8 protein-coding genes are annotated in these 10,635 nt (G+C 67.7%); 5 read left to right on the top strand and 3 right to left on the bottom strand.

What is annotated here, in order from left to right:
- Positions 1-109: 109 nt before the first annotated feature.
- Positions 110-880: a thioesterase II family protein gene (locus ACH4DZ_RS42745; protein WP_398294939.1), complete on the bottom strand. Its 771-nt coding sequence runs from the start codon at positions 878-880 to the stop codon at positions 110-112.
- A gap of 501 nt (positions 881-1,381) precedes the next feature.
- Between ACH4DZ_RS42745 and ACH4DZ_RS42740 the strand changes: the two genes are divergently transcribed.
- The 4 genes from ACH4DZ_RS42740 (at position 1,382) to ACH4DZ_RS42725 (ending at position 6,634) form a co-directional block, all read left to right on the top strand.
- A complete protein-coding gene (locus ACH4DZ_RS42740; protein ID WP_398294937.1) occupies positions 1,382-1,603 on the top strand; it encodes an MbtH family protein in 222 nt (73 codons plus the stop codon).
- A gap of 268 nt (positions 1,604-1,871) precedes the next feature.
- Positions 1,872-3,104 carry an IS701 family transposase gene (locus ACH4DZ_RS42735; protein WP_398294936.1) on the top strand — a complete coding sequence of 411 codons (1,233 nt, stop codon included), beginning with the start codon at positions 1,872-1,874 and terminating at the stop codon, positions 3,102-3,104.
- Positions 3,105-3,598: 494 nt separating this feature from the next.
- Entirely contained in the window at positions 3,599-4,426 is an 828-nt protein-coding gene (gene ddaH / locus ACH4DZ_RS42730) for a dimethylargininase (RefSeq protein ID WP_398294934.1), read from the top strand.
- Between the two features lie 1,320 nt (positions 4,427-5,746).
- Positions 5,747-6,634 carry a DUF4097 family beta strand repeat-containing protein gene (locus ACH4DZ_RS42725; protein ID WP_398294932.1) on the top strand — a complete coding sequence of 296 codons (888 nt, stop codon included), beginning with the start codon at positions 5,747-5,749 and terminating at the stop codon, positions 6,632-6,634.
- Between the two features lie 127 nt (positions 6,635-6,761).
- On the opposite strand, the gene ACH4DZ_RS42720 is transcribed toward ACH4DZ_RS42725, so the two are convergent.
- Positions 6,762-7,319 (bottom strand): LmbU family transcriptional regulator, encoded by a 558-nt coding sequence (locus ACH4DZ_RS42720; RefSeq protein WP_398294930.1) that lies wholly within the window; start codon positions 7,317-7,319, stop codon positions 6,762-6,764.
- Between the two features lie 877 nt (positions 7,320-8,196).
- Positions 8,197-8,841 (bottom strand): FMN-binding negative transcriptional regulator, encoded by a 645-nt coding sequence (locus ACH4DZ_RS42715; protein ID WP_398294928.1) that lies wholly within the window; start codon positions 8,839-8,841, stop codon positions 8,197-8,199.
- A gap of 298 nt (positions 8,842-9,139) precedes the next feature.
- Between ACH4DZ_RS42715 and ACH4DZ_RS42710 the strand changes: the two genes are divergently transcribed.
- Positions 9,140-10,492 (top strand): lysine N(6)-hydroxylase/L-ornithine N(5)-oxygenase family protein, encoded by a 1,353-nt coding sequence (locus ACH4DZ_RS42710; RefSeq protein ID WP_398294926.1) that lies wholly within the window; start codon positions 9,140-9,142, stop codon positions 10,490-10,492.
- Positions 10,493-10,635: the final 143 nt, after the last annotated feature.

The raw sequence follows: 10,635 nt of genomic DNA, 5'->3' as shown, positions 1-10,635 counted from the left end.
TCCTGACGTCGGACGTAATGTCGTCCGGACCGTTCACGGTCCGTTTTTCCGGCACACCGGATGCCGGTCTTTTCTTCCTGTGCACATCAGAACTTGAATTCGCGGGTGATTACGCCACGCCTCGGCCATGCCCGGCAATCAGCTCACCGCTGATGAATTTCACGAGTTCGGCATTCGCGCCGCCGTCGCCGTCGAACAGATAGAAGTGGCCGCCGGGATAGATCCGCTGCTCGAACTTCCCGGTCGTCTGATCCTGCCATTGTCCGAGCGTTTCCAGCGGTGCCCGCTCGTCCGATTCCCCGGCCAGCACCGTGAGCGGGCAGTCGAGCCGGGTGCCGGGTGCGGTCCTGTGCCGTTCCCAGAGCCGGAAGTCCGCCATCACCGGCGGCAGCAGGACCTCCAGGGCGTCCTCGTCCTCGACGACCTCTTCGTCGAATCCGCCCAGGCTCAGCACCTTCGAGCGGAATTCCCCGTCCGACAGCTCGTGCAGTTTCGGCCGGCCCAGAGCCGCCGCCGGTGAGGACTCCCCGGACAGAAACAGATGGGCCGGTCCCGGCTCACCCTTGGCACGCAGCGACCGTGCCACCTCGTGGGCCAGCAGGGCGCCGCAGGAGTGCCCGAAGAAGGAGAACGGGCGGTCCAGTAGGGGTCGCAGGGCGAGCGTCACCTCGCGGACCAAGGTATCCACATCGACCGCCGGGTCCTCCAGCAAACGGTTCTGCCGGCCCGGCAACTGTACGGCGGTCACCTCGATCTCGTCGGGAAACTCCCTCGCCCAGCCGGCGAACGCGCCGGCGCCGCCACCCGCGTACGGAAAGCAGATCAGTCGATGGCGGCAGTCGGGCCGCCGCGCACGCCAGAGAAAAGCGCTCTCGGCCACCAGGCCGGAACTCTCTTTCTGCGGACGGGTGCGTTCGTGTGCAGTCATGACGCCTCTACTCTCCCCTCCGGGGAAATGTTCAATGAGTCAGGAATTTCACGACAACCTTGCATCACTCCACACCGGAGCTCGAATGCCGCTCGTCGTTCGCTGCTGATCGTAGGAGCACCGATGCGGCACGACAAGGGAAAACAGAAGCGCCGACGAGCACCTCAAGGAACCAATGACATGTCCCGTCGCCGGGACACCGCAAATATGGTAGGAGTTCCTTCACCAGGTCTTCCCGGACGTATAGAAGGGCTGCAGCACAACGGCACCGCTTGTTCTCCGGAATGAAGATGCATCATGGGAGAACAACTTCTACGGGCACTTGTCCGGACGCTTTCGGCCGGCCGGTCGACGCCCGGTTCACTGTCCTGTCCGACGGGACACCGATCGGCTCGAAGCCGTGGGTGACCCCGTGGGGAAGCACATCACAACTGGCTTGAATCGGAGGCGACCGTGAGCAGCAACCCGTTCGACGACGCAGACGGCAGGTTCTACGTCCTGGTGAATGAGGAGGAACAGCACTCCCTGTGGCCGTCCTTCGTCGAGGTACCCGCCGGCTGGCGGATCGTCTTCGGAGAGGCGGGGCACCAGGAGTGCCTCGACTTCGTGGAGGCCAACTGGACGGATCTGCGGCCCAAGAGCCTGCGTGAGGCGATGGCCGCGGACAGCGTCTGACCCCTCCCCCTCAGACCGCCGTGTCCCCCGCGCGGCGAGAAGGCGGGCCGCCTCGCGCCTCCCGCGCGGCGGCCCGCCTTCTGTTGTCCGGGCGCGGTCGAGAAGGCGGCTCCCCGAACACGCGGAGTACACGGCACACGCAAGGAGCCATGTTGCGCCACGCTAGGCACCACTTTCAGCCACAGGGGTAACTTGGTGGCGCCACAAGCGCAGCCAACCTAGACTCAGCGATCGCAACGCACAGTAACCTCGGGGGAGTTATTGCGCCATGAGCACGCGCCAAACCCGATCTTCGGACACCGTATTCAGCGAGTCGACCAGGGAGTTGGAGACATCCCTCACCTGTTTCACTGAGACGATCTTCAGCAGTCTCAGACGCGCCGATCAACGCCGGTGGGCGCACACCTACGTCGAGGCACTGCTCGCCACGCCCGGCAAGAAGTCCGTCCGCCGCCTGGCCCAGACCGTCTCCACCTCCGCCACGGCCATCCAATCGCTGCGGCAACTGGTCAGCCTCAGCCCATGGGACTGGGATCCGGTGCTGAGCGCGCTCACACACTGGGCCCTTCGGTACGACCCCGACCCCGTCTGTGCGATCGGCCGGGCGGTCCTCCCCAAACGCGGCGAGAACTCGGTCGGGGTGCACCGCTACTTCGATCCCCCCTCGGGACGCACCCTCAACGGACAGCTGGGTCTGGGGGCGCTCATGTGCTTCGGTGCCGTGCAGGTTCCCGTCGACTGGCGCTTGCACCTGCCGGCCCCGTGGGCCGAGGACGAACAGCTGCGCCGACGCACACGCATCCCGGACAGCGTTCCGTACCGCCCCATATGGATGCAGGCGCTCCATCTGGTCGACACACTCGGCGCCCGCACGGTCGGCATGTCGCACACAGTCGTCGCCGACCTGAGCAGCGTCCCCGACACACCCTTGCTCATCCATGAACTCGGGCGCCGGGGCCGCGACTTCGTCATGGCGGTGCCGCAGAACCTGACGGTCCTCCCGGCCGGCGAACCTGAACCGACCACCACCGCCCGGCTGGTCGCCAAGGCGGGACCCGCGCTCGGCTCGCCCGAAGGGGTCGTCGTCACCGCACCCGACGGGAGCAGACGCAGCACCCGGATGCACACGGCTCTCGTCCACCTCGCCGGACCCCAGCGAGGGCAGGTCGGACCCCCGTACCGACTCTTCGCCGAGGTGCCTTCGGGCACCCGTCCGCGCCAGATGTGGGTCACGAATCTCACCCACCACCCGCTTGACAACGTTGCTTCGCTGGCCGACCTGGCCGCGGGAACCGCGTCCTCGATCGAGTATCTGGAACGGGACTTCGGCCTGCTCGACTTCGAGGGCCGTTCCCTTCCCGGCTGGTACCACCACATGGTCCTGACCTCGGCGGCGTGCGTATACGAACGCCTCACCCACCTCGTCCCGTCCGGAGGACGTCAGCGAGGACATCAGCAGGGCATCGGCCCTGAGACGGAGGACAGCCGAGAGCACCTCTGAGGAAGCCGTTCCGGTCCTGTCGGCACACATCGGATTTCCGAATGTGGAATTCCCCCCTTCGCCGGAAGGTATTCCGCAACAGGGCTGTCGGCCCAGATGTTCGGTCTGTGCGCGCCTCGCCGGCACGGAATTCACTGCCGGGCATCGTGGTGCCGAATGAGCGCTGGCAGCGCCGAGCGTGCGCCCGATGCTTTCTTCGGACCGCAATGCCGCGAACCCCACGGCGCATTGGCTGTTCCGGCTATCGTTTTCCGGTGCACCGAGGGAGAGTGGTCGGGCCGGGAGATCTCCGGTGCGCCGATCCCATTCCCGTCGGCCGACGTCCCGCCGACAGGACATGACTCCCGTTCCGGCGTTTCCGCTCACCGGTGTCAAATTCCGCCCGTCGGCGGCGATTCCCGTGGCGCGCGACCCGCGCTTCATGTCCCCGGTGTTGCGTCTCCGTTCCAGACACGATCTGGCGAACCAAAGGGGTAAACGTGTCAGAAAGTTCCATGGAAACACGCCGGTCAGGCGACCGGCAGGCGTCGCCCAGGCGCTATCTCATGTGCCGCCCGACCTACTTCGGCGTCACGTACTCCATCAACCCGTGGATGGAACCGGACAAACCCAGCTCGGCCGATGTGGCCCTCGACCAGTGGAAGCACCTGCACGACACGTTCGCGGCCCTCGGTCACGACGTGCAGGTGATCGAGCCCGTGGCCGACCTGCCGGACATGGTCTTCGCCGCGAACGGCGCCACCGTCGTGGACGGCAAGGTCCTGGTCGCCCGGTTCCGGCACCAGCAGCGGGCCGACGAGTCCGCCGCGTACCTGGACTGGTTCCGCGAACGCGGCTGGCCCGAGGTGAAGATGGCGCAGTACGTCAACGAGGGCGAGGGCGACTTCCTCTTCGCCGGCGACGTGATCCTCGCCGGCACCGGCTTCCGCAGCGACACCCGGTCGCACGGCGAGGCGCAGGAGTTCTTCGGCCGTCCCGTGGTGTCCCTCATGCTGGTCGACCCGCGCTTCTACCACCTGGACACGGCCCTGTCGGTCCTCAGCGACGGACACGTCATGTACTACCCGGGGGCGTTTTCCACGGCCAGCCAGCAGGTCCTCGCCGAGCGCTTCCCGGACGCGATCCGCGCCGAGGTGGCGGACGCCGAGGTCTTCGGCCTCAACGCCGTGTCGGACGGGCGGAATGTCATGCTCCCCCGGCGGGCCACCGGGCTCGCCGCGCGCCTGCGCGAGCAGGGGTACGAGCCGATCGCGACGGAGCTCGGCGAACTGCTCAAGGCGGGTGGCAGTGTGAAGTGCTGCATGCTCGAACTACGCGGCTGACGCGGCGCGTTCCCCTCCCCCTCCTGTCACCGGCGCGGGACGGCCGGACGCCCGGGACGTGACCCGGACCGGGCGTGACCCGGACCGGTCGTGGGCCGGCTCGGGCGTGAGCTGATTTCCGGTTCAGCGTTCCCGGGTCCGGGTGACGGCCGTCCTCACGCGCCGGTGACAGCTCAAGCAGCCCTCACCGGGCTGCTCTCGGCACTGCGCCCTCCCTCGCTCGGGCGTTGTCGCCTGCCGTCGGATCACAAGGGTGCCGGTGGGTCGGCGGGCCGTCGCGGTGGGCGGTCTCCACGCCCGGGCGTCCACCGAGCCACCGAGCCACCGAGCCACCGGCCGGACGGTTCGCCGCCGGCGCTCCCCCGGGGCAGCGCCGGCGGCAGCGGCAGCCACACCGACCGACCGGCCACGGCGGTGCCATGGCTCGCCGGCACAGCGCCCGCGGCCGGGCCGGCCCACCCAGGCTCCGCGGCAGTGCGGAGCGCCCGCTGACGGCGCACGGTCACCCCCGCAACCCAGTAGACGAACTCACGACGCGGCCCCGCCTCCGGCGCCGCGATCAGTCGTCTCCGGGCCCTGAACACCTTCTGCGGCGCTCCGCCGGCGGGTCCCGCCCGCCGCCTCGCTGTCCGCGGGCATTCGGATCACGCCACCGAGACCCGCGTCGCCTGCCACATGGCCGAGAGCGGGGCGTTGCGCAACGCACGACACCGCAGACGTCAGGGAGGCCGCCCCGGACACCAGGATCGACATGGCGCCAAATTGGCGCACTCCGCCCCTCGGAACGGCGCACCCACCACTCGGCCCGCACGCACGCACGAGCCGAATACCCCGGAGTAACCACGGAAACGGAGGTGGACGCCACCACTAACACTCACCCAGAGTGTCCGAATATCCACTCCTCGTGAAATAGCGAGTTCGCTACGCTGACGCCACAAGGCGTCACAGCCAGCCGTACGGCACGGCCCCACTCCACGCGCCCGGCGACGAGACGCAGGACAGGGATTTGCACGGCATCACGCAATCCGGAGCGGCGCGCCGGTTGGTAGCCGAATGCCGGATGTGGTGAGGTTCCGCAAAGTTCCGTTGCACGATCGGACGGGGCGCTCCCGGTGCACCGGTGAAGCCGACGTGCTGCGGCCCCCTGGCGGTCGCAGCACGGTCCGAGATTTGGGGGACGGTTCCTGTTCACGGCCAGCCATCCGCTTGCCCCCGGGCCGTCCTGGGGGATCCTTCAGCGGCCTATGACCGCACAGCGCCGAAGAGGCCCCCGTCCTCGTCCGGCCACGACCGCCGCCGAGCTCCCGGAGGAGCCACGTCATGCTGACATTCGACACCCCCGGGCCGATCCAGGTGGTTCTTGAGCTGGCGTTCGGCCAGGCCAAGATCCTCGCGACCGACCGGAGGAACACCACGGTCGGCATGCGCCCCCGAGACCCAGGCGACCCGGTCGACGTCCGTACGGCGGAGCATGCCCGCGTCGACTACACGGGCGGCAGGTTGCTCGTGAGCGTGCCGGAACCGGGCTGTGCCACCGGCGTGGTGGGAGCGGTGACCCTCGTGATCGAACTGCCCACCGGGTCGAACATCCACGGCGACGCGGTCGCCACGGATTTCCGGTGCAAAGGAACCGTGGGCAGGTGTCGCTTCACGACCGGACTCGGACACATCCGGCTCGACCGCACGGGACCCGTTCGCCTGAACGCCGCCTTCGGCGAGATCAGGGTGGACCACGTGAGCGGGGACGCCGAGGCAACAGCGAACAGCGGCGAAGTGCGCATCGACCGGATCGACGGCAGTGCGACCATCCGGACGACCGGCGAAGGCGACATCGACGTCGGCGATGTCGCCGGAATCGTCCGCGCCCGCACGGACGCGGGCTGCATACGCATCGGCTCCGCACACGCCGGCGTCGAAGCACTGACGGCCCAGGGGGACATCTCGCTGGAGGAGGTCGTGCGGGGGTCTGTCTCCGCCGACACCACGTCGGGGCAGATCGACATCGGCATCGCCGACGGAACGACGGCTCAACTGGATCTGGACTGCGGATCCGGCAAGGTGTACAAGTCCCTTGCACTGCTGGAGAGTCGGCCCTCGTTGGAGGAGCACGTGCACGTGAGCGCCCGCAGCATCACCGGCGACATCGTGGTGTGCCGTTCGCCCGCGAGCCCGGACGGCCCGCCTGACGGAATGAGACTCCACTCCTAGGGTGGAGTCCCGGCGTGAAGTCCCTTGCACCAGGGGAACATGAGCCGGCCGCCTCGGAGGCTAGGGCCGTCCTCACGACGCACGGCGGAGACAGTCCCGTAGACCGCCTCCGCCGTGATCGGTCCGGTCAGTCCGTGAGCGCGGTCCGTGCGGCGACGTCCTTCAGCACACGCTCGGCAGCGTCATCCAGAGTGGACAGCACCCATTGGTCCAGGTCACTACCGAGTTGCGCGGCGGCCCTGTGCCACCACTGCAGCCGACTGTCCGGTACCGCCAGGCGCCGGGTCGCGCCGGTCTCCTCCTTGCGAAGTGAGTCGCCCTCACGCTCGGCGCGGATCGCGTTCCGGAGTTGCTTGGTGGTCCACTTCATCCGCTCCGCCCTGTCGAGCCACAGGTCCTGCTCGTCGACGGGCATGGACGCCAGCTCCGCGTGGTGCTGGAAACTGAGAGCGGCGCGGCGCCGGTGGAACTCGAAGCGTCGGGACACCCAGGCGTAGTTCCGCAGGGTCTGGTATTGCAGACCCGCGGCGCGTATTCCGCGCTGGTAGCGGTCGGCGTAGTGGTCCTTGCCGTATGCCAGCCAGTCACCGAGCCACCACGAGGACGAGTTGAGAATTCCGGAGAGCTGACAACCAGCGCGTTCCCAGTCGTCGAAGGTGAGTCCCGCCGGTATCTGGAGTCCCACCCCCGTCGTGAGCACCTGGGTGCGGTGTACCTCGTGGCTGCCGGCTCTTCGTTGTCGCAGTCCTCCTTCAGAGACCTTGCCGAACAGGACGACCTTTTGACTTTCAAGCTCTTCGGGCCGATTTTTCACCGTACCTCCATAAATGGCTCCCGTAAGCAGGGAATTCGACGGCCACATCGGCAACCGCGGAAACCATTCAGCCCGAAAAGCTTTCCGGATAAACTAATCCGACTCACCCCCGTTCACCCGGCCATGGTTTCTGGCCGATAAAGACCCCGTATCGCCAGGGTGACGCAGTTACGGCGTGCACCCTCTTGGCTCTTCCGAGTAGATCCCCGACCCCGTGACCGGTTCAAGGACCCTGGCGCCATCGAACACTACTTTGCAGAGTCCTGAAAAAATGCAGTCCACTCTATGGAGCCGCACTTTTGGCCCGAAATCGGTCTTTTCCTATTCGAAGGCCCCCTCGGAAAGTGCGTATCCGTCACGCCTTCGCCCGCCACCGCCCCGATCCTTGAGGGCGCCTCGCCCGACCGCTCACCGGTGGACCGGCACGAGTCGAACACCCCACCGTCGAGGACCGCGTGCGGAGATGCCGTTCACCTACGGCTGCCCCGGCGATCGCCTGTGTCCCGTCGACGGGACAGCCTTCAGCGTCCGAGGGCGCCGGCAGCCGTCCTCGGACGGGGCACGGGGCCACGGATCAGTTGGGCGTCGGCTTCGGGAACGCGGGACACGGGTGCCGGTCACCCGGCAACGGCGTGATCGCGGACCCCCGGCGGGTCTCGGCGATCCGGCCGCGCTCAAGGAGAACAGCGGGCGGACCCGGGCGGTGGCTGTCGGCGTCCGGGCCCCGGGCGCCGAAGCGCCCACCGCGTCACGGCAGCCGGCTCATCATCCCGGCGGTCTCGCGCTTGTAGGTACAGGCGCTCTGCCCGAACGACTCCTGTACACGCTCGCGCACCTCTGCCGGTTGCTCCTGGCTCAATTTGAACATGCCCTCCGCCCCGGTCACCGTGAACCTGAAGGCCCCCACGCCGGGCACGATCTTGCGGAAGTAGTCGAGCGACTCGGTCATGTCCCATCCGGTGCCGAACGCCCCCTCGAAGGCGCGCACGGTGGACTGCACCACGTCCAGCGTCTCCTCGACCGAGTCGATCTTCTCCACCCTGCCCCGGACATGCACCGTGGTGAAGTTCCAGGTCGGGGCTGCCGGGGTCACCTCGTACACCGTGGGCGACACATAGGAGTGCGGGCCGGTGAACGTCAGCAGCAGGACGCTGCCCGTCTCCAGGGCCGCCCAGTGCGGATTGCCCCGGTTCATATGGCCGAGCAGCGTGGCCCCCGGCAGCTCTCCGGACCAGTCGCCTGACGTCTCGGGGTCGAAGATGACCGGCAGATGCGTGGCGAACGGACCGTCCTCGGGGCTGCCATTGACCACCGCGAGCGCCAATGGATTACCACGGATCAGGTCCACCATCCACGAACTGTCCGGTTCGCGATAAAAGCTGGGAACGAACATCCGGATTCACCCTTTCGGAAATTAACTCAGAGCACGGGCATGGTTCAGGACGTGACTGATCGCATTACTCGGACAGATAAGCATGAGCCGCGCCACGCGAAGATTTCGAAAAATCCGCACCGACCGTACCGCCGTCCCGTCAACAGGACAACAATTTCAGGTATCGGGCATCCGGAGAATCTCAAGAACAGTCTGCATGTGTTCTTCGAGTTGCCTTTGGCGCAGTTTCTGGAGCACACTGCTGAATCGTCTCTCGGGCTACCGGCCCAGTTTCCCAGACGCAGCGGGAGAGTCTTCTATGGGCACAGCGGGTAGGCGCAATCAAGAGATCTACGACCTGGTCGGCATCGGGTTCGGCCCGTCCAACCTGTCGCTCGCGATCGCCTTGGATGAGCACGGGGCGAGCGCTCAGCAGCCTCCGGTCAAGTCCCATTTCTTCGAGCAGCAGCCCACGTTCGGCTGGCACCGGAACATGCTGCTGCCGTCCACGACCATGCAGATCTCATTCCTCAAGGACCTGGCGACCTTCAGAAATCCGATGTCCCGGTTCAGCTTCATCTCGTTTCTGCACGCCTCGAACCGTCTGGTGCAGTTCGTGAACAATCAGGACTTCTTCCCGACCCGGCACGAATTCCACCAGTACCTGGAGTGGGCTGCCGCCGGCGTCGGCGACCAGGTCACCTACGGCACCGAGGTCACCTCGATCCGGCCCTGCACGAAGGCAGGGGACCCGGCACCCGACCTCCTGGAGGTCGAGGTGCGCGGGAGTGACGGCACCACCAGCGTGGTCACCACACACAACGTCGCCATCTCGACGGGTCTGGTACCGCGGCTGCCGGAGGGCACCGCGACCGACGAACGAGTCTGGCACAGCTCGGAGTTCCTGGGCAGGTTCGGCGCTCACGCCCCGGACGACCTCAAGAACGTGGCGGTGGTCGGCGCCGGCCAGAGCGCGGCCGAGATCACCCGGTTCCTCCACGACTCGCTGCCGCACGCCCAGATCTCCGCGGTCATCCCGTCCTACGGCTACTCGATCGCCGACGACACCCCCTTCGCCAACCAGGTGTTCGACCCCGACGCCGTCGACGACTACTACTTCGGGACCGAGAGGGCACGGGACGCGTTCTGGCGCTATCACCGCAACACCAACTACTCGGTGGTCGACGGCGATGTCATCCGAGCCCTGTACCAGCGTTCGTACGACGAACAGATACGCGGCAGCCGGCGGCTGCACTTCCGCAACCTCACCCGGGTCGCCGAGGTCAATCGCACCGGGAGCGGGACCCGCGTGATGCTGCGCTCGTTGCTCGACGACCGGACGGAGGAACTGGCCGTCGACGCGCTGGTGTTCGCCACCGGCTACGACGGCCTGGACCCGGCCCGCCTCCTCGGCGACTTCGACGAGCACTTCCAGCGCGACGCGGCGGGCAGACACCGGGTGGAGCGCGACTACCGCCTCGTCACCGCTTCGGACCTGTCCTGCGGCGTCTATCTCCAGGGCGGCACCGAGCACAGCCACGGCCTGACGTCGTCCCTGCTGTCGAACATGGCGGTACGAAGCGGCGAGATCGCCGATTCGATCGTGCTGCGGCGCACCGAGCGAGAGCTGGACCGCGCCTCCCCCGTGGAGGAGGCGTCCTCGGCCGCCTGAGGCGGCACACCGTGGGGTGGGGGGGGGGGGGGGGGGGGCCCCCCCCCCCCCCCCCCCCCCCCCCCCGGGCGCGCGGGGGGGCGGGCGGGGGGGGGCGCGGGCCCCCCCCCACCCCCCGCCCCCGCGCGCCGCGCCCCCCCCCC

The organism is Streptomyces sp. NPDC017991, from assembly GCF_044328075.1.
Classification (GTDB): domain Bacteria; phylum Actinomycetota; class Actinomycetes; order Streptomycetales; family Streptomycetaceae; genus Streptomyces.
The sequence above is the reverse complement of the archived record's forward strand: the minus strand, read 5'-3'. Positions and strand labels throughout refer to the sequence as shown.

Coding starts and splice junctions, on each gene's coding strand:
- ACH4DZ_RS42710 (WP_398294926.1), top strand. CDS start 9,140: ATGGGCACAGCGGGTAGGCGCAATCAAGAGATCTACGACCTGGTCGGC.
- ACH4DZ_RS42715 (WP_398294928.1), bottom strand. CDS start 8,841: ATGTTCGTTCCCAGCTTTTATCGCGAACCGGACAGTTCGTGGATGGTG.
- ACH4DZ_RS42725 (WP_398294932.1), top strand. CDS start 5,747: ATGCTGACATTCGACACCCCCGGGCCGATCCAGGTGGTTCTTGAGCTG.
- ddaH (WP_398294934.1), top strand. CDS start 3,599: ATGGAAACACGCCGGTCAGGCGACCGGCAGGCGTCGCCCAGGCGCTAT.
- ACH4DZ_RS42735 (WP_398294936.1), top strand. CDS start 1,872: ATGAGCACGCGCCAAACCCGATCTTCGGACACCGTATTCAGCGAGTCG.